This is a genomic window from Arcticibacterium sp. SM2516 (assembly GCF_057914865.1).
Genome location: NZ_CP195290.1, coordinates 5580938 through 5604109 on the forward strand (window position 1 = coordinate 5580938; position 23172 = coordinate 5604109).

A 23172-nucleotide genomic window follows, 5' to 3' on the forward strand; every position below is an offset into this window, starting at 1 on the left:
CCCAAGTTATTTTTCTAGCAGTTCGGGGTGCTTTACAATGTATTTATAATACTTGAAAAGAATACCTGCATGAGAGGCGTCTACCACACGGTGATCCAGAGCTGCAGAAAGCGTAATAACCGTTCTTATCTTAATTTCCTTATCCACCACCAAAGCTGCTTCTTTTACACCACCCATAATGAGTACAAAGGATACATTGGTAGCAGGAAACAAGGCGGGATAGCCATTGTCAAGACCCAAACTGCCAATATTGGAGACAATATAGGAGCCCATATTATTGGCCGATAGACCACCGATAGATATACCCCAGTCGACCAGCATTTTTCTGATTAACCAATAAAACAAACCTCTAAGGGGCCATGGAATAGATGCCATGGTCTTTTTGAATTGCATGGTGCCATTCTCTGTTCCAGATTTAGCCTCCGCAATTTTCACTTTTAGTAGCGGTACTAAATCAGTAAAATTGAGTTGGTCTACTTTATTGACTTTAACCGAACCCATTTCGTTTTCTCTTAGAAGCACGCTAACGGTCGCATTGATTTCTTCGTAAGATTTCACGTTTCCTCTTTTGATAAAGGTGTTGAGTTCTGGGAGCCTTTCTTTTATAGCTCGTGCGGTAGCCAAGGTAAAGAAATGGGTTAAAGTAATTTTAAGACCTTCTTTCCTTTTTCTTTGAATATATTCCTGAAGTTCCGTGATGTCTAATTCCACGGAGCCAAGGATTTTGGAATCTTCGGGTTTCTTATAAAGGGTGCTGGCGGTTTTACGCCAATCGTTATTGAGGTCTTGCATCATGCAAAAATAGGATTTGCTTTCTAATTCGGAAATCAGTCAGTTTGACCTCATTTTGAATATTGGAAATTAGCGAGGCTGACATAGTGGCTTCTTTTGTGTTGATAATGAGGGTTTTATGTGACATGTTTTCCGATTATGGCCTCTCGCATACTTTTTGACCGTTAGTTAATAAGAAAACGAAACCTAAACCAAGTCATTGGAATAGAATTTTAGGTTAGAACATAAAATAATAGACAATCAACAACCATGAATTTAAATCAATATACCATAAAGGCACAAGAAGTTATTCAGCAGGCGGTTCAAATTGCCCAAGGAAATCAACAGCAGGTTGTGGAGCCTGGCCATTTATTAAAAGCCCTTATAGACCAAGACCCCAACACCTCTTCTTATTTGTTTAATAAATTAGGGGTACAAGAAATAACCCTTTCAAATGAATTGGAATCTTTGATAGATGGATATCCAAAAGTGAGCGGGGCAGGAGGACAACCTTATTTAGGCAACGAATTGTCGTCGGTATTGTCGGAGGCACAGAAAAAAATAAAGACGTTTGGTGATGAGTTTGTCAGTGTAGAAATGCTTTACCTGGCTTTGGCGAGTGGTAAAGATAAAGTGGCTCAGTTGTTAAAAAAGCAGGGCTTTGTGGAAAAAGGAATAGAAAAGGCAATTAAAGAATTAAGAGGAAAAGATAACCCAGTGAAAGATCAAAACGCAGAAAATAAATATCAAGCCCTGTCTAGGTACAGCATCAACCTGAACGAGCAGGCACAGAAAGGAAAGATAGACCCAGTGATAGGGCGTGACGAGGAGATAAGACGTGTGCTTCAGATTTTGTCTAGAAGAACCAAAAATAATCCGCTCCTTCTTGGTGAGCCAGGTGTGGGTAAAACAGCCATTGTGGAAGGTTTAGCTCAAAGGATAGTTCAGGGAGATGTTCCTGAAAACTTGAAATCTAAAACTTTGGTATCGTTAGATATGGGACTTTTGGTGGCAGGAGCTAAATATAAAGGAGAGTTTGAAGAAAGATTAAAGGCGGTTATTAAAGAAGTAACCGATTCGGATGGTGAGATAATTTTGTTCATCGATGAGATTCATACGCTGGTAGGAGCTGGTGGCGGAGAAGGAGCCATGGATGCGGCCAATCTGCTTAAGCCTGCATTGGCCAGAGGAGAGCTACATGCTATCGGAGCCACTACTTTAAAAGAGTATCAAAAACATATAGAAAAGGATAAAGCACTAGAAAGACGTTTTCAGTCTGTGGTGGTGGACGAGCCCAATGTAGTGGATGCCATATCTATTCTGAGAGGTATCAAGGAAAAGTACGAGGTTCACCATGGCGTTAGAATTCAGGATGATGCCGTTATATCTGCCGTGGAGCTTTCTAACAGATATATTTCGGATAGGTTTTTACCAGATAAAGCCATTGACTTAATGGATGAGGCGGCATCAAAACTAAGACTAGAAATGGATTCTATGCCAGAAGAAATGGATGAGCTTAGAAGAAGAATCATGCAACTTGAAATTGAAAGGGAAGCCATTAGGAGAGAAAAAGATAAAGAAAAGGAAGCCGTTCTTTCCAAGGAATTGGCGGAGCTGAATCAAAAGTTCAATACCTACAAAGCTCAATGGGAGAACGAAAAAGGTAAGGTAGACGAGATAAGAGTTTTAAAAGAGCAGATTGATCAATTAAGATTCCAAGCAGAGCAGGCGGAGCGTTCTGGAGATTTCGGTAAAGTAGCAGAAATTAGATATGGAAAAATTCCTCAATCCGAAGAAAAATTAAAAGAACTAGCGGCTAACCATAAAGCTGGAGAAGATGGCCTTATCAACGAAGAAGTGACTTCCGAAGACATTGCAGAGGTGGTAGGGAAATGGACAGGAATACCGGTTTCTAAAATGCTTCAAAGTGATAGAGAGAAATTACTTCATTTGGAAGATGAATTGAAGAAAAGAGTAGCAGGGCAAGAGGAAGCCATAGAATTGGTGGCAGATGCCGTGAGGAGATCGAGAGCAGGAATGCAAGACCCAAAAAAACCGATTGGTAGCTTCTTGTTTTTAGGAACAACCGGTGTAGGGAAAACAGAATTGGCGAGAACGCTGGCACAGTATCTTTTCAATGACGATACCGCCATGGTAAGGATAGATATGAGTGAGTATCAGGAAAGACATGCGGTAAGTAGACTAGTGGGAGCCCCTCCAGGATATGTGGGCTATGAAGAAGGTGGTCAGCTGACTGAGGCGGTTAGACGTAAGCCATATTCTGTGATACTTTTAGATGAGATAGAAAAGGCTCACCCAGATGTATGGAATGTATTGCTGCAGGTGCTAGACGATGGAAGGTTAACAGACAATAAGGGTAGGGTGGCCAATTTCAAGAATACCATTATTATCATGACCTCTAACATTGGTTCTCAGATTATCCAAGAAAAATATTTGGAGACCAAAGGTGACGAATCTGCTTGGGCTACGTATTATAAGCAGGAAGCAAAGGAAGGCGTGATGGATTTGTTGAAGATTTCTGTAAGACCAGAGTTTTTAAACAGGATAGATGAAATAGTACTTTTTGATCCACTAAGTAAGTCTAACATTCGCCAGATTGTAGAAATACAGTTTAAAGGCATAAAAGATAGATTGGCGGAGCAAGGCATTACGCTTGACGCCACAGTGGAGGTGTTAGATAAACTTGGAGAAGACGGTTTTGACCCAGTTTATGGTGCTAGACCTCTAAAAAGAGTGATTCAAAGAATGGTACTCAATGAGTTGTCCAAGAAAATATTGGCAAACGAAATAGATAAAGATGCGGTGATTATGATGGAACTAGGAGCCAATGGAGCTATAGTTTTTGAAAACTTGATAAACACCGAGGTTTTATAAAGAAATGGTTAGGATTGAATAGATGATTAAAGCCGTCTCAGTTTCTGAGGCGGTTTTTTTGTGTTATAACTTGTGACATCGGACCCATTGATAATTCAGGTATAATACTTCCTAATAACCATAGAGCATCAGGTTTTAAACTCGGAATAAAGATTGAGCAATTGTGTTATTTTATTAATGTTCAGCTTTCTATAGATGTTTTTTCGGTGTGCTTCTATGGTATGGAAACTTAAATCAAGCTGCTCCGCTATGGTCTTGGTGGAGCTACCATAGCTAATTAAGGTGATAACTTCCATTTCTCGTTTACTGAGATTATACTTTTTTTCTAAGCTTGAAGTGTTTTTTTTGTTTGGGTAACTAAAATCTCCAGTATCAAAGAACTGACTTCCATTTTGAATGATTTTTATAGCTGCCAAGAGTAGTTCTAATGGAGAGGATTTAAGAATAAACCCTGATGCACCATTCTTTTTTGCGAAGTCCAAGTAAACGGGCTCATTGCTGTTTGCCAGCATAATGATTTTTACTAGCGGAAGGTTCTTATGAATTTTATGAAGCAGATCCCAGATATTTTGACCCATACCATTGGCGTCCATAAGTATAAGCTGTGGACTTGAATTAGATAAAATATTATCAAAGTTTGGGTTTGATATGGAGATGCCCTCAGCAGTAAATATTTTTTGAGATTCAAGTAGACTTTTGAGGGCTTCGGTGTACAATAACTGATTACTTAAAACCAGTATTTTAGTGGTTATTAATGATGTCATTTTAGTTTTCTTTTTGGCTTACATGGAGAGGTATACTTACATTTCATATACAAGAAACTTATATTCGTACTCATAGTCAAATATTTTAAGTCATATTTATTATTCGGTAAGTACAAAAAATGGCTTCCAACTCACGCTTGCCCTAAAGCAGTGGAAATTTGGGCTAATATTAGCTTTAATCAGGTATATAATACCTGATTAAAGGAACTGATTTACCTTTTAGATGGAATTGATTCAGCTTGGTGTTTACAGCAATTTTGTTGTTCAACTTTTGCCATGAAACCCTGTGAATATGAATTACTATTTAAAACGCAATAATCCTGTAGAAATTGAAAAGATAATGCTTCTACAAGCATTGGAAAACTACACACTTTTTCATCTAAACGACGGTCGTAAAATCATCTCATCTCTGACTTTAAAGAGGCATGAAGAGAAGCTTGAATTAAAGTCCTTTATCAGAGTAAATAGATCAACGATGGTTAATAAGGACTTCATCAAACAAGTCTTGCTTAAAGATCATACCAATTTCATCCGCTTGAAAAATGGTAAGGAAATCAAAGTCTCAAGGAGGAGGCAAAACATGCTCAGTCAAATTGCCTCCTAGAACACATATCTATACTTCTTTCAAAATTTAGCATTCTTCCAACCCCAAATTATAAAAATATGAATTCAACAATTACCTTGTCTCATTTTATTGAGGCTTTAAAGTTTAAAGTCTTGGAAAAATACGCTTCCGCTTTCTATGGTGTTACCTGCCTTTTAATAGGTGCACTTATCGTTACACCTAATGCAGTAAAAGCCCAAGTGCCATTGGTTGGTTGGGACGTTAGTGCTGTTGTAGATTATGGAACGAGCCCTTTCGCACCAAATGTTTTGAATTCCAATATTGAAAATGTAATGGGGCTTTCCAGAGGTGCGGGTGTAAATGCAGGTTCTGGTGGTGAGCCAGGTGGCTGGGGAGGCACCAATTGGCAAACGACCGCTGCCGGTGCCATTACAAATCAAAGCGTCATTAACTTTAGCTTTAAACCTAAAGATGGTTTTGCTGTTTCACTTCTAGGTCTAGATCCATTTTCTTATCGTAGAACTTTGACTGGACCGCAGGAAGGCAAACTGGAGTATACTATAAATGGTGGAACTACCTTTTCGGGTATTTCTCAAGGGCCATTTTACTTTGGGAGCACTGCTCCAGGTGGTGCAGCTGTATCTCCGGTTAGAACACTGATGGGCGATTTAGATTTACAGCAAACTAAGAAGGAAATAGGATTTAGGCTCATTCCTTATAATGCTACGGATACAGATGGTTCTTTTTATATCTATAATGCCGTAAGCGGGGCAGATTTTTCTATTAATGGAAGGGTTTTAGGGACTACAGAAACAACTTTAGCACTCGATGCTTGTTTAGACTTTGCTGGAACTGCTCAAACCTTTGATCTTAAAGGGGATGGACTTACGGCCACTAACATTACCATTACTGCTCCAATTTCTTTTGAGGTATCTTCAGACGGAATTACTTATGCTGCCAGTCTTTCATTGACACCTTCTGGAGGAAGTGTGTCTCAAACCTATTATGTGAGATTAAAAAATGGTTTGATTGCTGGAAGTTATAATGGAAAAGTAACAGTAACTGGTGGAGGTTTTACTTCAGGTGCAGGTCTAGGGGTAGATCTAAGTGGTACTGTTCATGCTTTACCTACAGCCTTAGTTAGCAGCATTGATCCTATTTGTGTAGGAGATGTTATGCCTACAATTTCTATAGTCTTAACAGGAAATGCACCATTTGATCTGACTTATACCAATGGTACTACTTCTTCAGGGCCAAGTAGCGTTTCTACCAGCCCTTTTGAAGTTCAAAGTGTTGCAGACGGTGAAGTTTTTACCGCCACAGCTCTTACTGATGCTAAAGGATGTGTGGCTTTGGCAGGTCAACTCACAGGAAGTGCCACGGTAGTGGTTAATGCCTTACCAGAAGTTTCGGTGGTGGCAAGTAATGGTTCCACGTCTGGTTTGGCAGGGGTTTATAATGGCGGAGAAGATATTAGTTTAACGGCCACAATAGATGTTGGTTCTGGTGATTACGGTTGGGCAGGTCCGGATGGTTTTACGGCAGGTAATAATAGCTTGCAAACCATTACGGGAGCAAGCTCTAGTAAGGCAGGCATATACACCGTTACCGTTACTAACGGCAATGAATGTAAGGGGACGGCCACAGTAAATGTAGTGGTCTATGATAATAATCTTTATGTGGATGACGCTGGTGATGACAATAATACAGGAGATGAAACACATCCGTTAGCTACCATTCAGAAGGCTGTTGATGTCTCAGTTTCTGGAGGAATTATTCATGTGGGGGCGGGTGTTTACAACCTGACATCAACGATTCTAATAGACAAATCTTTGACTATTTATGGCCCTCAGAAAGACGTGGATCCTAGAACGGCCGCAGCATTAAGAACAGCGGGTTCTGTAGAGGAAGCTGTTTTAGATGGGGGAGGTACTTTAAGTCGTATCATTTATGTAACTGCTGCTGGCGTGGTGATAAATGGATTAGAAGTTACCAATGGTACGGGTGATTTAGTTTCTTCAGCAGATGGTGCTCCAGTTAAGACAGGAATGGAAGTTAAATACTGTATTGTTCATGGTTCCTCTACGGACGAAGGGGTTCAATTGAGAAATGTAGACGGAGGTGAAATTAGTTATAACAAAATTTATGACGCAGATGGAGATGGAATTAACCTTTGTTGTGGTTCCACAAATACAGATATTGATAATAATGAATTGTACAGCTGTGGATCAAGTGATGCGGTGATCTATTTATATGATGACGGACCTGTTATAAATATTACCAATAACAAGTTGTATAATAATACTGCTGCAAATGGAATTATGGTTGGTAATAAAAATGGCTCTGAATTTAATAAAAATAGTGCCTTTGGTAATAATGCCGTAATTTCTGGAAATATCGTTACCGGTCATGTTGGGTCTGGCGTCGGGATTTATATTAATACAAGCAGGGTTAATGTTCAAGATAATATTGTAAGTGACTGGGAATCGACAGATGCCGCTGTATACCTTCGATTTAATATTAAAGAGGTTTCACTTACAGGAAATACAATTTCTGACAATTATAGAGCAATCAAAGTTTCCTCTGGAGTGAGTTTGGCAAATGCGGCAACTTTAAGCATAAACCAAAACTCCATTTTTGATAATGACTTTGGTTTGCTAAGCTCATCTCCTGGAATAGTGGATGCCCGTGAAAACTGGTGGGGAGATATTAGCGGCCCTTCCGGAGAAGGTTTGGGGATTGGAAATAGCGTTAGTGAAAAGGTCATTTTCTGTCCTTTCCTAGACGGTCTCGCAGGTACTGGAGTGATAAAGGACTGCCCAGTTAAAAATGAGGATACCGGTGAGTCTTTCACCAAACTTCAAGCGGCCATTGATGATGCCGATACCGATAACGGTGATGTGATTACTGTTTTGGCGGGTACTTATTCAGAGAATGTTACGGTCAATAAAGAATTGGATATTAGAGGTCCAAACTATGGTATTTCACCAAATGGAGTAGGACGTGTTGCTGAGGCGGTAGTGGTTCCCGCAAGCACTTCTGCAGATGGGGCTATATTTTCAATCAAAGCCAGTAATGTTAAAATTGATGGTTTTACCCTTAATGGGGATAACACCACATTGACAAGCAACTGGATTGGCACCAACAGTGCTGATATTGATGCAGGAATAGCTATTAATGTTGATGTTTCTAATATTAACAACCTCAGTGTTTCAAACAATATAATTGAAAATGTAGGTTATTTTGGGGTTTTCATGTTCGGATCTGCAGCATCTGACGCAAATACGTCAAAAACTGGCAACGAAATTTCAAATAACCTGATACGAGACTTGGGTTATTACAATACTGGAAGTGGATATGATAATTGGGGAGGCGGTATGTATATAGGTAACAGCCACTATACCAATATAAAAAGCAATGTTCTTACTAATGTAAGAATCGGTATACAAACCGGAAATTTCCAAACAGCACATGTGGGAGCACCTCAATATCAAGTTATTGAAGACAACACCATTGAAACTCGTTATTTAGGTATTTTCTTTAACCTTCATAGATATTCACCTTGGACAATATCCAATAATACAATTACGGGTATAGATAATCCGACACAAGCTGGATTAACAACTCGTCCTTGGCGTGGTATTTTACTTGCTTCACTCGGAAATAATATGGGTACGAGTATTGTAAGTAATAACACTATTGATGGAAGTGCTATTACTTCGTTCACTTCAGGTAAAGAAGGTATTAATGTTTGGAATGTAAAAAATGATGGCTTTGCCACAATTACTGGCGGAAGTATAACAGGAGTTGAAACTGGTATTTTCCTTAACAACTTTGATGGCTATGCTTCAGTTGCTTCCGATGGAGCATATGCAACTATTTCAGGAGTAGATATTACTGCTACTGGAACTGGTATTCGTTTGCTAGATAATCCAAGTAGTACGCATGCCGCAGTACAAGCAACGCTAGGAGCTGGAATTGTCGTGAATGGCGGAACAAACGGTCTTACAATTGAAAACGCATCTTCTAAAGTTGTTTCACCAACAGGAGACATTTCATTTAACACACAATCGGGTGATTATATCAAAGTCGTGGCAAATACCAATGATTTTGATGCCACCGCAGCTTCCTTTGAAGGGAAAACGGGTGCTACGGCAAGCTTGGCTGAAAACTTCACCATTGAAGACAAGATTACCCATAAAATGGACAATGCTGCCTTAGGAACGGTAAAAGTGAAGAACACAGAATGGTTTGTAACCAGTAATTCTGGAAGTATACAAAGGGCGATTAATATTGCTGCGGTTAGTGATATTATTAATGTTAATCAAGGAACCTTTACAGAAAGTTTAATAATTCCAACTGGAATAAGCTTAGTAGGTCCGCATGCTGGAATATCAGGTTGCGATACACGAGGAAGTGAGGCTACAATTGAAGGTTATATAAAAGTAACTTCTTCAGATGTAACTATAAACGGTTTCAAGTTACTTGATGGTGCTTTGGCTCCTGCAGGAGAATTGGCAGCTGTTCATATTGTGGGTGGTTTAAGTAACGTTTCTGTAATGAATAATTACATTGAACGGACTGGTACACTTGATTTTGATGTATCTCGTGGTGTAGTAAATGAAATTGCGGGTACCACTAATTTGACGGTTAGTAATAACTATTTTACGGGCTGGCATACTGGTACCTACTTACAAAATGCCGATGCTGATATTACAGATAACTGTTTTGTGTTGAATCAAGTTGGTATCTCCTCTGATGGCCCTGTGGATGTTCAAGTTAGCGGGAATAATATTACAAACAATGCCTTTGAAGGCGTTGGTATTGGAGGTACAGTAGGTCAAATGGTTATTAGTAATAATAATATCACGGGTAACCTTGACGGAGTTCATAATTATTCATCTACGGAAGTAAATGCTGGTTCTAACTGGTGGGGAGATGCAGCTGGTCCTTCTGATTTTGGTCCTGGTTCTGGAGACAAGGCGAGTGCTAATGTTAACTTTTGTCCTTTCTTAAGTGATGAAGTTGGAGTAGGTGTAGCTATTAATTGTAGGGTATTGAATATATCAAATGGAGAATCATTTGTTAGTATTCAAGCGGCAATAGATGACGCAGAGACTTCAGCAGGAGACACTTTAGTAGCTGAATCAGGTACTTACGCCGAGAATGTAGTCGTAAATAAAGAGTTAGTAATCCTAGGAGCCAACGTTGACAAGGATTGTGCAGGAACAAGAAGTGACGAGTCCATTGTTTCCGTAGCATCAGGATTACCATTTCATATTACTGCAGATAATGTAGTTATCAATGGTTTTGAAATTACGGCACCAGCGAGCTCGAATGCCGTTGTTATTGGGAAAGTTTCCAATGCAAGCGTCATGTTTAATAATATTCATGATATAGGTACTTCATTTACTGGAGGGAATATTCATGCAGTTATTTATACAGTAGCAAGTACTAATAATAGTGGTATTAATATTTCAGATAACTGTATCAATGATATCAGCAGCACAAGTCTTACAGGATATAGTTCTAGTGCAATAGGAATTTTACAGTCTACTTCTACGGGTGTTCTTACAGGACTAAATATTGAGAGAAACATCATAAACAATGTTACGGTAAATGATGGTAACTGGCCAACAGGGAAGATAGCCTACGGTATTCAAATAAACGTAGGTGGAAATGGAAGCTTCTTGACCAATACTGGAAAAGTAGTGAACGCCGTTATTAACCAAAATGAAATATCTAATATTTCAGGCCATATAGCCACTGCTATAGGATTAGAAGGAAATACACAAGACGGAAGTGTAACTGGAAATAAGGTTTCTAATCTCACCAGTACTAAAACCTCAGATAGAGCAGGTGGAGGTTATGATTTGAACGGATTGAAATTTGAAAACAATGCTTTTGTTTCTTCCGTAACAGTTGAAAACAATAGTTTTGATACAGGTAGCTTTACCAATGGTAGTACTTCTGATTTAGGATATGCCGTGGTCAATTATGTTCCAAGTTCTACTGCTGCCTTGGGTTGTAACTGGTATGGCACTGCCGTCTTCAATGAGATAGAAGATAATAATTTGTTGACAGGTAAGATGTTAAGTAAAGCTTCTGCCGCTATCACGTTTAGTCCATATCTTACAGCTGGAGGAGATGGAGCCGGCATCGGATTCCAACCAACAGGAACGTGTGATGGTAGTACTATTACAATAGCAAGTGCTATTGCTAGCCCAGAATTGTGTGCTACCAAAGGTACTATAGAAGTTACATTTAGCGGAGGTGTTACTCCTTATACGTTGTCATGGGGTGGGGCAAGTATTATTACAACAGTGAATAGTACAGCTACCATCACAGGATTGGATGCAGGTTCTTACACGGTTACTATTTCTGACAATAACGGTTCTAGTGTAACCACAACGGCAGAAGTAATATCCTTACCAGTGTCTAATCTTAATAGTATTCAAGGTTATGCCACAATACAAGCAGCTATAGATGATGCCACTGCAGGTGATGTTATTGAAGTTTGTGCTGGTACCTATAATGAAAGAGTCTTAATAGATAAATCATTGACACTTCAGGGTGTTGCGGGTGATAGTTCACTTCAAATCATTGATGGTACAGGTTTATCGGGCAATGGTGATGGTATTCAAATTGCCAACGGCGTGAAAAATGTAAATATCAGCAACCTAAGCATTCAGAACTTCAGCGGAGCAAGTGGAAATTCAGATGCGGGTATATATGCCATAGGCGGAAATGATGGACTGAATATTAGTAAAGTGGCCATTAAAGATAACGTAGGCGGTTCTGGAATTTATGCCAACGGCCCAATAGATGGCGTGACGATTACCAATTCACTCATTACAGGGCATACTGCCGGAGCAAGGGGAATTGTCATTTGGAATGGCTTTAAGCAAAATATTACCATAACAGGGAATACGGTTAATAATAGTAACTGTTGTGGTATTGAACTTCAAGACGGAACAGCATCCGCAGTCAACATCTCAAATAACACCATAGATATAGGTATTGGAGATAACGGAATGGGCTTAACAAGTTTGAATGAATTAACTGGGCCAAACGTCATTGATAATAATACCATTACGGGTGGAGGTAGATATGGCATTGAAATTAAGAATCCAGCAGGTGGCGTAACGGTCTCTAATAATACCTTGACCTTAACTACGCAAAGTAGCAATAGTAAAGATAGAGCAGGTATTGCTGTCTTTAGAAGAGGTTATCTTGCAGGACAAGGATATGCCAATATTCCTAATGGTGTAACCATTTCTGGAAACAGTATTACGGGCTATCAGCAGACTGTTGGAGGCAGCAATAGTGACGGTTTCGGAATTGTGGTGGAAGGAACCAACCACATCATAAGCAATAATACTTTAACCAATAATGATATAGGTATTCAGCAGCAAGCCGGGCATACGCCTTATACGGAAAACGCTAGTGGCGATGGCAATGATGCCGATGTAGCAGACTTGTATTTTGGAAGAGGTAACTCTCCAGAATTATGTAATGTGACTTTAACGGATAATGTACATTCTGGAAATACGGTGGATGAAAGGATAGTGATTGGTGGAGGAACTGGTACCATTGTGACGGAGATTACACCTACGGTAGATGCTATAACTGATATCGCGGCTTGTAAAGGTGAAAGTCTAGCGGAAGTGGTATTTACAGGAAACAACCTTTTAGGTGTCGTTTATAATTGGACAAACAATAATACGGATATTGGTTTAGCAGCCTCTGGAGCAGGGAATCTTCCTGTTTTTACAGCAACAAATACGGGTATAACAGGACTAACGGCAGAGATAACCGTTACGCCAACCGTGAATGGATGTTCTGGTACGCCGCAAACGTTTACCATTTCTATTAGTCCAGAACCAGTTGTAGATATTATTAGCAGTCAAGATGTGTGTCTAGGGGGTAACGTTTCTGGAATCACTTTTACAGGTACAGGCACCAGCTTCGACTGGATAAATACAAATACAAGTATTGGTTTAACGGCTTCTGGTTCAGGAAACATTGCTGACTTTACCGCGGTCAATGCCAGTGGGATACCTCAGACAGGCTATATAACGGTTACGCCTAGCTTTACTTTTGGTGGCAAAACATGTTCTGGAACATCTAAGACTTTCTTGATTACTGTTCAAGATGAGGAAATGGCAGAGGTGGATTGTCCAGAAAACATTGTCATGGACAATGAGGTGGGCATGTGTTCAGCTGTTGTGAGTTTTGATTTGCCAATGGCATTTGATAATGTATTTTATGATGGATTCGAAAGTGCCGCTTCAGGGACTTGGCTTCCTTATAACAGTAGCATAACACAGGTAGCTACAGGAACAGACGGTATCACTTCTTCTGAAGGTGCCTCGCATGGAGAAATTAACACTTCAGGAGATGCCACGACGGGTGTATTTTCTAGAATTGGTGGTTATTCCACCGAATTCGGAGATGGATATAGAAATAGGTTAGATGTTTATATGGACAAAACAGATCCAACAGTAACAGCAGATACTTATGCATGGGCACTTTCATCTGCGGCTAATGGAAAAGATGGGAATCATAGAAGAGACTTTATCTTTCATGCGGCTTCAAATGCCTCTGGAAATATTTTGATAGCAGGAGATAATGGTAGCACGGGTTCTAAACGAAACGACTTAGCGACATTAAATCACTATGAAATAACAGCCTCTGGATGGTACACTTACGAGTGGTTATTCAAAGATGAAGGAGATGGAAGTTTAGCCGTAGACATGAACCTTCTTGATAATTCGGGAAATGTACTCTTCACCGAAACGCGTAATTCTGCCGTGGATGTTATAGATACCGAAATAGGTGGTAATAGATACATGTGGTTTACTTTTATAACTGCAGAAAAACTGAGGATTGATAACCTTAAGAAAGCAAAGGCTTTGCCTACTACGGCCGATTATGCCAGTGGAACTGCATTCCCAGTGGGAACAACTACGGTAACGGTTTCTGCTACAAATGCATGTTCGGTAGCTACGACCTGTACATTTGATGTCAATGTAAACGATGTGGAAGCTCCTGTTTTCGCAGACTGTCCTACCGATGTGGTAATATGCTCTGATGAAGCAGAACATTCTTGGACTCATGTTAAGTTAGTTGATAATTGTGTGGTTCAAGGTGGATTGTCTGAGTTGACTTATCAGTTGAGCGGAGCCACAACTTCAGCCGCCATAGCAGCAGGTGCCTTTGACGGTAGTACTTCCGGAACAGAAACCTTTAATACAGGTATTACAACTGTAACTTATAGTGCTAAAGATTCTTCAGGTAATGTAGTGTCTAACTTATGTAGCTTTACGGTAGAAGTTAAAGAAGCTGCGGAGGTAGAAGCAAGCACCTATGCAGCCATCTGTACCAACAGCTCTGTAACGCTTGCAGGTTCATTTAGCGGTGCCAGTACTTCTATCACTTGGACAGACGGTGCCGTAGGCGGTACTTTTACTCCTAATGCTAATGACCCCGTAGCGGTTTATACGCCTCCTACAGGTTATAGTGGTAGTATTTTGTTGACCATCACATCTGACGATCCAACTGGTCCATGTCCTGCAGGAGTAGACACCACCACATTGGTTGTGAAGGCTTTGCCTGTCATTGTGTTGCCTAATGTACCTGCTATTTGTGCAGGTCAAAATTTGAATCTAACGGTTTCTGAGGGTGTGAGTTATGCTTGGAGCGGGCCAAATGGCTTTACTTCTGCACTTCGAAATCCACAGATTCCTTTGGCTACGGTGAGTGCTAGTGGCGTATATTCGGTGACCATTACCAATGCCAGCTCTTGTACGGCCAGTGCCACGGTTTCGGTGACTGTTCACCCTAATGTTGCTCCTACCATAACAGCAGATAATAATGAGATATGTAAAGGAGAATCTGCGGTCTTAACGGGATCTTGCTCTTCCAATACGGATATTTTCAGATGGACAACACCTGGATTTAATCAAGGTGGCGTTTCAAGCTTATCAAGCACAGGAACTATAACGGTAGAGAAGGCCGGAACCTATGGCGGCTATTGCGAATCGGTGAACGGCTGTATCAGTGAGACCACCAACCTCGTGATAAATGAGAAGAGTAATTGTGATGGTGGAGCTTTCATTACGGTAACTCCAGAGCTACCGGCTATTTGTCCGGGAGGAAGCATTAATCTAACGGCTACAGGATGTAGCGGTACACTAACATGGTATGCCAGTGGAGCTAGCCCAGTTACTGGGAATTCGGTAAGCTTAAGCCCGACCGTGACCACCTCTTATTTTGTGAGCTGTAGCACTGGAGGTTCTACCTCGGTAGATGTTAAAGTAGCACAGACCAATATGGCGGAATCTGGCGTGATGACTACCGGTAAGGCGAGAATTAAAGCAACGGAGAAGATAACGTCTGTTAAGAAAATTGGTGATGCCACTTTTACGCCAGCTCCAAATGTTATCTATGAAGCAGGCAGATCTATCGAATTAAATCCAGGCTTTAGTACAGAGCATTCTACCGTGTTTAGAGCGGAAATAAAAGTGTGTAATTAAGTTGGTCTTTTAAGGCGACCAAATTTAGAAATTAAACTAAATAAACTGTTATAACATAATTCAGGGTAAAAGAGGTTAGGGCGTATTTCCTAGCCTCTTTTTTTACATTTTGAATTCAGCGTAAAGGTTAATGAGTTGGGTTATTTTATTGATTTTAAGCTTTTTGTAGATGTTTTTTCGGTGTGCTTCTATGGTATGAAAGCTAAGCTCCAGCCGCTCGGCAATAATCCTTGTTGAACTGCCATCTATCATCAAAGTGGCAATCTGCATTTCCCGCTTGCTTAAACCATACTTCTGGTCAAAAGTGATTTCATTCGATACTTTGGAGAAGTTATAATCACCGGAATCATAAAATGGACTTCCGTTTTCTACAATTTTTAGAGCAGCCATTAAAAGTTCTATGGGAGACGACTTTAAAACAAAGCCAAAAGCTCCATTGTTTTTTGCCAGTTCTATGTTGTTAGGTTCATTATTATGAGCCAGAATAACAATCTTTGAAGCGGGGTTTTTAACATGTGTTTCTTTAAGAAAGTCCCATGTCTTTTTGTTGAAATTATCGGTATCTAGCAAAATGAGCTTTGCATTTCGCTTTTTGATCTCACTATGAATTTTAGGGTTTTGAATGGATAATCCATCTGCTTTTTGATTTTTTGACGTACTAAAAAGGCTTTTTAATGCTTCCACATAAATCAATTCATGGCTTAAAACCAATAGGTTTTTTTGGGTATTTTTTATCATGTCGGCTATTATTTAGTTTTAGACGAGTATTTATAGGTTTAGGTAAAATTGTTGTGTTGGTGGATATTTGGTGAAGTGTTTTGATCAATGTTCTTTTTTGCAGTTCACGATGGCTTTCTTAAAGTTTTTTAATCCTTAGGGAGTAATCTTTTTGCAATTTGTCTCCTGCTCATTGTTGAGCTAATGGAATAAGTGTTTTATTGCGTTCTAATACCGTTAGAAAATATGTTTAATTTTTTTAGTAGACAGAAGGATATTAAAAACGCTTTTGAGTTTTTAAAAACCGACATGCACTCACATTTGCTCCCTAATGTGGACGATGGCAGCACTTCCTTAGAAGACTCCATGCATCTTATTTCGGGTTTGGTGGACTTAGGTTTTCAGAAAATCATTACCACGCCTCACATTTATGAGGCTTTTTATAAGAATGATAAAAGCACCTTATCGCCACCATTTGATAGGGTTCATGAAAAAGTAAGTGAAATATTTCCTTCGCTCGAATTTTCCTTTGCGGCGGAGTACTTCGCCGACGAATTTTTTGAGATGAAAATAGAGGAGGATAATCTCCTCAGCTTTTCTGACAAACACATACTACTAGAAATTTCTTTTGTGGGTTATTCCCATCGTATAGAGCATATTATTTTCGATTTAGTGACCCGTGGTTATAAGCCTATTTTAGCACATCCTGAGCGTTATCTTTATCTTTCCAATGATTTAAATACATTCAAAAAGCTGCGTCAGATTGGCTGTGAAATACAGCTGAACACCAACTCACTTTCTGGTTATTATGGACCTGCCAGTCAAGAATTAGCCCTTAAGCTTATGGAGGAACACTTGGTTTCTTATTTGGGTACAGATATGCACCACGAAAGACATCTGATGCATCTCCAAGACATAGCCAAAAACAGAAGGCTCATGAAAAAACTTAGAGCTTATGACTGGAAGAATCCAGATTTATAAGACTTAATAAGCATTTTCTTCCCCTTTAGCCATGTTATAAGCGGTCATGAAGACAATCTTCAAATCGAGCCAAAAGCTCCAGTTCTCGATATAATAAATATCAAAATCTATACGCTTTTGCATGTCATCATTGGTTTTGGTTTCACCGCGGTAACCATTTACCTGTGCCCAGCCTGTAATACCTGGCTTTACCCAGTGCCGCACCATGTATTTATCTATCAAGTCTTTGGTTCTTATATTATGCTCATGGGCATGAGGCCTTGGCCCCACCACAGACATGTTTCCTTGTAAGACATTGATAAACTGTGGAAACTCATCCAAGTTGGTTTTCCTTAAAAATGCCCCAATCTTGGTCACTCTTGGGTCGTTGGCCGTGGCTTGATTAAAGGCTCCTGAGGCTTTTACGTCTTGGCTGTCTGTTCTCATGGAGCGAAACTTATAGCACTTAAACTTTTTGCCATTTTCTCCCCAGCGGTCTTGTTTAAAGAACACCGGTCCTTTTGAGTTACTTTTTATAAGTATCGCTATAATAGGAAACAGCCATGAGAACACCAACAGGAATATGGCGGAAGCAAACAAGAGGTCAAAAGCTCTTTTAAGAAACAGCCAATGGCTCTGCTGAAGCGGTTCACTTCTGAGCGTTATCAAGGGATAGTTGCCAAAAAGCTGGAACTGCACCCTGTTGAGATAGAAATTGCTAAAGTTTGGGACGAATTTAAGACGGATTCCCTTGCCTTCACAAAACTGGAAAAGACCATGGAGCATATCTTTATTCAGCTCGTCTGATGTGACAATAATGTCATCCAGTTTAACTCCAATATTATTATTATAAAAACGGTTTAAATCGCCTAGATAAGTAAAGCTACTGCTCACTTCTTCATTGGCAATTACGCCCAGCACTTTCATGCCATAATGTGGTGCGGTTTCTATTCGCTCTATGAGGTTGTTGGTGATGTTATTATATCCAATAAACACCACATACCTGGTGTTCCCGCCACGTTGCCTATAGTAGATTAGGCTCTTTTTGGTGATATAATTCTTAATAATAAGTGAGGTCGCCAAGAATATCGAAAAATACAAGACGAAGGTTCTCGCCAGTTCGCTTTCATTGAGTAAAAAGAAGAGCTGCCCCGCTATCAATATCTGTATCACCACATTTTGCAAGATGAGCAGAAGCTCACCTACAAAGGTTTCTGTTCTAAACTCATCATAGAGGTTAGAAATTTTGGTAGAGAAATACCAGCCGGAAGCCATGACCATTAAAATGATGATGTCTGATTGTCTAATTCCCCTTTTACTAAACTGCATGGCTATAAAAAAGCATGCGATTAGAAAAAGGCCGTCGGTGATGAGCTTGAGATAGCCCACTTTTGTTATTCTTCCCATAGGTTTAACTGCAATAGTTTTCGGCAGAAATCACGAATGTCCATCGCTTATTCTTGATTAAATAATCGTTTTGTTTGTACGGCCATGTCACGCCGCCATCGGTACTCACCCTGAAATCGTAGGACTTATTGATTTCAAGTTTATAGGTTTTTATTGTTCTTGTATCTGCTGTGAAAGTGACCAAGGAACGCCAGTTGTTTTCGCCCACTGGGCTGTATTGGGCTTGCATTTCTTTAGGCAAATAGGTGTTATCAAATTCGGTTCCGTTTGGGCAGACCAGTTTAAAGCCCACTTCCACAAAATCCGGAGCATCTAATTTGAAAAGGTCCATGATTTCTGAATCATAGGTGCTGCAGTTTTCATAGGTTTTAGAAACCCACAGTGGTTTTGAAGCATCTCCACCATGATAGTTGGAGTAATCGTACGCCTCTACATAATAGTTTTGTGTCTCCTGCGGTAGATAGTTCACATAGATTTTGTTCTCCCAATTGACATTGCTGTAAAGGGTCTTGATAAGGCTGTTTGTTTGAGCGTCTTTCACCCGGATGAGATATTGGATGTCTAAATCTCTGTATTTACTGATGACCGAAAACGTGGCCCCTTCGCGGCAAAGTGCTCTGATGTCGCCCGCATACCAAAACCCTGGTTTAGAAATTTCTATGGTGATATACTTTCGGCTGCCATCTGTTTTAACAGCCGTTTTTCCAAAATGTGTAAGCCTTCCCGTAAAGGTGTCATAATGCATCAGGTCTGTTTGTGTCTCATCGCTTTCTACGGTGAGTTCTAGTCGGACAGGTTTATCCCAAGCCTTACATTCCTTTATACCTGAAAATCCTTGGAGGTAAAGGCCACCAATCATATTGGGTAAATCAAAACTATAGTCTAAAGCTTGACCCATTTTATCGTAGGGTCTGGTAGCGGAACCTGAGCCAGGGATAAACTTTTTGCCTGACGGTAGGTAATAATGACATAGAAAGGTTAGGTAGTCTGCCGATGTTTCGTTGGCTAAAGTGGTCCAAGTTTGATTTTCTGGAATGGTGCTATTTATTAGAATAGTACCATTATCTAAGAGTTGAGTATTTTTGCCTATTTTCAGGTAGATACCCTTACTGAATTCTTGTATTATTCCTAGATTAGCCAAACGCACGGTAGCACTATAATTGGAACGATTTTGAAGCCTAAATTCTTTAAGGTATTCCGTATGGTTTTCGTCGCTTTTGATAAGGATAGAAAATGCAAGGATGGAGTCGGAAGAAGGGGTGATATCCTTTCTTAAAGCCAATGATAAATTCCCATCTTTGGTAACGGTAATTTTAGGGTCATTTAGCGTGTTGACCAATAGATCTGCGTCCTGTCCTAGTAGTTCAAAAGTGGCATTGGGGAGTGCCTGGTTTTCATAATCTCGTATATAAAAAGTGTATCGCCCGTTTTCAATAGGCTCCTTAAATGCAAGGTAGACCCCTTCAAATGGATTTCTACAACTAAGCTGTGTTAAAGCGATAGTGGTCAAAAGCAATATTTTATAGAAAAGGGGCTTCAAGGTCTTTTTGAGGCTATTTTATAAGTTATTTCCACATTAATGCTGGGATAGAAACTATAGTTTTTCATGTTTTTTTCTATCTGCGGTATACGCTGATTTAAGGTCGTCGTTTCTAAAAATCCCTCGTATTCAAGGTTTAATTTTGGACTGCCCATATACCGCGTTCCGATATTGGTATGGACATTCCAGCGTTTCATAAGATTGGTTTTTCCCAGGCCAATTTCCAAATAAGGCTGAACCGGTAGCCACCTCATTTGAGCATCTATTTGTCCAAAATCTTCCGCCGTTAGACTTAGGCCGTTGAGCATAATGGGTCTGTCGGTGCTTAAATTCAAATCCCATTTTTGCTTCAAATTCACGTTGGTTCCTAGGTTTACTTTTAGCCAAGGTTTAATGCTTTTCTCAAGGTCTAGGTTGAGCCCAAAAGACAGGAGATTTGGCTGAAGTTGGAGTCTACTTTCTTCTTCCAAATTGATGTTTATGGGTCTCCTAAATTGGTAAAGAAAAACACCAGAATTTATCTTCAAATTGTCCGTTTTTTGGAGCTTATTTTTTGTGAAAACATGTATGCCATTTGTGCCAACTTTTACCCCGATTTCTATACCTGAATTTTGATTTTCACTCCTTGATATATCTTGGGAATGTCCAAATGTAGGCATCAAAAATGAGAGGATTAAAATGGAATATAATGATAATGTGGCATTTAACATCGTAGCGGAATATAATTTCTGAATACTACTTTAAATAGTTAAAAATAGGCATTAAGCTAATATTTCAGGTATATTTTGAATTTCAGGTACATTGAAAATAATAGGTCTGAAATTAAATTCTAATATAGGCGTATAGGAAAAGTGCAATATCATATGCGTATGTAAACATTAATTGGCCGATTAATAAATCTTGGAAAAATACGACCCTAGAATGTTGTGAAAGTTAGTTTTGGAAGCTTATTTTTACATATACGTAAAACAAAACTTTACAGCCATGAACAGTCACAAAATAAACGCCGAAAATAATTGGGGAAAATTAATAGTCTTGGCCATTTTAATTCTGGTCACTGTATTTACTTTCTTGTAACTCGTTTTGCCAAAAGCTGCGATGATATTGTCGCAGTTTTTGGTCTAAGCGGTAATTTAAACGGTAACGTTCTGCTATCTTAAAACCTCTGGAGTATACATACTCCCATCTAAATTCATCCGAGGTTCTTAATCTCATATGCTTATTTTCTAATGCGGCCGCTGGCGGTATTTTAAAGGCTAACTCTATACCTATTGTTGCCCCGTTTTGGGTAAAGCTGCCAAAGAACCCTACTTCTGCCTTGGTATACTGTCTTATCAGCTCTATTCTGGCTCCTTTGTCTTGATGTAAAAACTGTCCGGCTATCAAATTAAGCGTCAGATCATGTTTAGGTAATCGATAGGCCACATTAGCCAGTAGCAATACATCACGTAGATCGGTATACTTATAAGATGTGGGGTATAAATAGTAGTAACCAGAGTAAGAACCCTCAAAACCAAAGGAAAGGGGCTTATTGAAATCCATGTGTTGATATTCTACGTTTAGGCCATAACGGTCGTTATAAAACAAGCCAGCAGAAAACGATAGAAAATCAGGAGAATCTTTATGGTGGAAATAGTTGATATAAGTAGGGGCCAGTCTGATGTTTAAGGGCTGCGGGTCTAAGTCGTTAACGATAGGAAAGGTTACCCCCGTATATAAAGACAGTCCTTTGGCCAGCATGAATTGCGTATTTAATAATATACTGGTTTTGCTTTCTACGGCCTTATCTAGGTTGCCATATATAGCAGCGAATTGTGGCTGAATCCAGAAATCCCATTTATAGTGCTTGCTCAAAGGCTTAAAGTTTTTTGCCTTGGCAGCCTTACTTGTGAAGCTTAGGTTTCCCTCATTGATAGCGTAGGTGCCTATGGGTACGCCTTGCATTAGGGGAGTAAAATATTTAATTTCTGGGTATTCTGCACGGAGAGCTTCAAAGTATTTAAACTGATTTCTATGTACCCGTTGATCATAAAATAGGGTGGAGTCTGTCATTTGAACATTCTCCAGGGACTTTATTTCCTTATTTTGGGCATAAGTCAAGTGCTGAATGGCCAATAGCAGCCAAACGAACAAGGGAATTGTTCTTTTGAGTAGCCTAGTAAGTATCATTTAGCGTTTCTTAAATTCATGGTGTAGGAAGCTCCAAAATAGGCCTTGTCAAAATTTAGAAGGCAAACCTGAGCTTCCAGATGCTTGAATAATTTCGTACTTATACCGGTGTTGAGTTTTTGACCATCCCATTCTGCAAGTAAATGGAGCTGGTCTTTATAGCTAGCTTTGAAACCTCCAAATAGGCCTGTAAGATAGTTGTTGCCAAATTTATCCTCGGATTTTTCTTGCCATTTGAAATTGGAGAAAATGTTGCCGTTGTTTAGGTTAGCCTCGTCTCTATAAAGATAATAGGGACTTCCAAGTCCAAGACTTGGTACGATGGAGAAGTGTCCCTTAGAAAAAGTCTTTGAGGCTACCAGAATATGCGTTTGCAAGGCTGCGTTTATAGTAAAAGGCGAGGAAAGTATAAGGGCTAAACTCGGCTTGATTTCGCCTTCTTTAAGGATTTGATAGCGAAGATCCAGCTGTCTATCGCCAATGCCATCTCTCTTTCTTCTTTCTCCGTCTGCTCTTTGCTGTAAAAGCAAGAAAGAGACTTGAAGCCGAGGTAAAAGGTTAATGTTTGTATAAAGGATTTGCTCTGCCCATTTACCGTTCCCTCTTAAGCTATAAGTTATAGGGTTGTAATTGTATCCCATACTCCATTCGCCATCTTGGCTCTCTTCTGCCGTAGGAATATAGATAAGCCCTTTCTTACCTGAAAGGTTTCTTTGCCCATGCGTATAGAAAGCATAGGAGAGGAGCAATAAGGTGAAGAGGTATCTTTTTGTCATAAAAATGACCCAGAATGGTATAAAAAAGGAGGCAGGGCCTCCTTTTTTAATAATAATAAGTTGAAAAGTC

12 protein-coding genes are annotated in these 23172 nt (G+C 39.7%); 4 read left to right on the forward strand and 8 right to left on the reverse strand.

From position 1 onward, the window contains the following. Nucleotides 1-6: 6 nt before the first annotated feature. Nucleotides 7-795: a 2-oxo acid dehydrogenase subunit E2 gene (locus tag ACSBFT_RS22765; RefSeq protein WP_489602563.1), complete on the reverse strand. Its 789-nt coding sequence runs from the start codon at nt 793-795 to the stop codon at nt 7-9. A 246-nt stretch (nt 796-1041) separates the two neighbouring features. Here ACSBFT_RS22765 and clpB point away from each other — a divergent pair, with 246 nt between their 5' ends. Continuing rightward, nucleotides 1042-3666, forward strand: coding sequence for an ATP-dependent chaperone ClpB (gene clpB / locus ACSBFT_RS22770; protein WP_489602564.1), 2625 nt, complete (start codon nt 1042-1044; stop codon nt 3664-3666). Between the two features lie 128 nt (nt 3667-3794). Here clpB and ACSBFT_RS22775 read toward each other — a convergent pair whose 3' ends face one another. Next, nucleotides 3795-4430: a LuxR C-terminal-related transcriptional regulator gene (locus tag ACSBFT_RS22775; RefSeq protein ID WP_489602565.1), complete on the reverse strand. Its 636-nt coding sequence runs from the start codon at nt 4428-4430 to the stop codon at nt 3795-3797. Between the two features lie 292 nt (nt 4431-4722). Here ACSBFT_RS22775 and ACSBFT_RS22780 point away from each other — a divergent pair, with 292 nt between their 5' ends. Then, nucleotides 4723-5034, forward strand: coding sequence for a LytR/AlgR family response regulator transcription factor (locus ACSBFT_RS22780; RefSeq protein WP_463044987.1), 312 nt, complete (start codon nt 4723-4725; stop codon nt 5032-5034). A 59-nt stretch (nt 5035-5093) separates the two neighbouring features. Beyond that, nucleotides 5094-15533 (forward strand): right-handed parallel beta-helix repeat-containing protein, encoded by a 10440-nt coding sequence (locus tag ACSBFT_RS22785; RefSeq protein ID WP_489602566.1) that lies wholly within the window; start codon nt 5094-5096, stop codon nt 15531-15533. Between the two features lie 102 nt (nt 15534-15635). On the opposite strand, the gene ACSBFT_RS22790 is transcribed toward ACSBFT_RS22785, so the two are convergent. Then, nucleotides 15636-16271, reverse strand: a complete 636-nt coding sequence (locus ACSBFT_RS22790; RefSeq protein ID WP_489602567.1) for a LuxR C-terminal-related transcriptional regulator — start codon at nt 16269-16271, stop codon at nt 15636-15638. Between the two features lie 225 nt (nt 16272-16496). On the opposite strand from ACSBFT_RS22790, the gene ACSBFT_RS22795 reads away from it, so the two are divergent. Further along, complete coding sequence (locus ACSBFT_RS22795) at nt 16497-17231, forward strand: tyrosine-protein phosphatase (protein ID WP_489602568.1); 735 nt, start codon at nt 16497-16499, stop codon at nt 17229-17231. A gap of 3 nt (nt 17232-17234) precedes the next feature. Here the strand turns inward: ACSBFT_RS22795 and ACSBFT_RS22800 are convergent, their stop codons facing one another. The 5 genes from ACSBFT_RS22800 to ACSBFT_RS22820 form a co-directional block, all read right to left on the reverse strand. Then, nucleotides 17235-18617, reverse strand: a complete 1383-nt coding sequence (locus ACSBFT_RS22800) for an undecaprenyl-phosphate glucose phosphotransferase (RefSeq protein WP_489602569.1) — start codon at nt 18615-18617, stop codon at nt 17235-17237. 4 nt (nt 18618-18621) lie between these two features. Next, complete coding sequence (locus tag ACSBFT_RS22805) at nt 18622-20157, reverse strand: hypothetical protein (RefSeq protein WP_489602570.1); 1536 nt, start codon at nt 20155-20157, stop codon at nt 18622-18624. Then, nucleotides 20154-20816 (reverse strand): hypothetical protein, encoded by a 663-nt coding sequence (locus ACSBFT_RS22810; RefSeq protein ID WP_489602571.1) that lies wholly within the window; start codon nt 20814-20816, stop codon nt 20154-20156. Before ACSBFT_RS22810 ends, ACSBFT_RS22805 begins: the two co-directional genes overlap by 4 nt. A gap of 385 nt (nt 20817-21201) precedes the next feature. Beyond that, on the reverse strand, nt 21202-22326 hold the full coding sequence (locus ACSBFT_RS22815; protein ID WP_489602572.1) for a YjbH domain-containing protein: 1125 nt from the start codon (nt 22324-22326) through the stop codon (nt 21202-21204). After that, nucleotides 22323-23102 (reverse strand): YjbH domain-containing protein, encoded by a 780-nt coding sequence (locus ACSBFT_RS22820; RefSeq protein ID WP_489602573.1) that lies wholly within the window; start codon nt 23100-23102, stop codon nt 22323-22325. Before ACSBFT_RS22820 ends, ACSBFT_RS22815 begins: the two co-directional genes overlap by 4 nt. Nucleotides 23103-23172: the final 70 nt, after the last annotated feature.

What these genes read in the sequence shown, in the direction of transcription:
- ACSBFT_RS22815 (WP_489602572.1), bottom strand. Translation starts at nt 22,326, where the DNA reads ATGATACTTACTAGGCTACTCAAAAGAACAATTCCCTTGTTCGTTTGG.
- ACSBFT_RS22785 (WP_489602566.1), top strand. Translation starts at nt 5,094, where the DNA reads ATGAATTCAACAATTACCTTGTCTCATTTTATTGAGGCTTTAAAGTTT.
- clpB (WP_489602564.1), top strand. Translation starts at nt 1,042, where the DNA reads ATGAATTTAAATCAATATACCATAAAGGCACAAGAAGTTATTCAGCAG.
- ACSBFT_RS22795 (WP_489602568.1), top strand. Translation starts at nt 16,497, where the DNA reads ATGTTTAATTTTTTTAGTAGACAGAAGGATATTAAAAACGCTTTTGAG.
- ACSBFT_RS22820 (WP_489602573.1), bottom strand. Translation starts at nt 23,102, where the DNA reads ATGACAAAAAGATACCTCTTCACCTTATTGCTCCTCTCCTATGCTTTC.
- ACSBFT_RS22775 (WP_489602565.1), bottom strand. Translation starts at nt 4,430, where the DNA reads ATGACATCATTAATAACCACTAAAATACTGGTTTTAAGTAATCAGTTA.
- ACSBFT_RS22780 (WP_463044987.1), top strand. Translation starts at nt 4,723, where the DNA reads ATGAATTACTATTTAAAACGCAATAATCCTGTAGAAATTGAAAAGATA.
- ACSBFT_RS22810 (WP_489602571.1), bottom strand. Translation starts at nt 20,816, where the DNA reads ATGCCTACATTTGGACATTCCCAAGATATATCAAGGAGTGAAAATCAA.
- ACSBFT_RS22765 (WP_489602563.1), bottom strand. Translation starts at nt 795, where the DNA reads ATGATGCAAGACCTCAATAACGATTGGCGTAAAACCGCCAGCACCCTT.
- ACSBFT_RS22790 (WP_489602567.1), bottom strand. Translation starts at nt 16,271, where the DNA reads ATGATAAAAAATACCCAAAAAAACCTATTGGTTTTAAGCCATGAATTG.
- ACSBFT_RS22800 (WP_489602569.1), bottom strand. Translation starts at nt 18,617, where the DNA reads ATGGGAAGAATAACAAAAGTGGGCTATCTCAAGCTCATCACCGACGGC.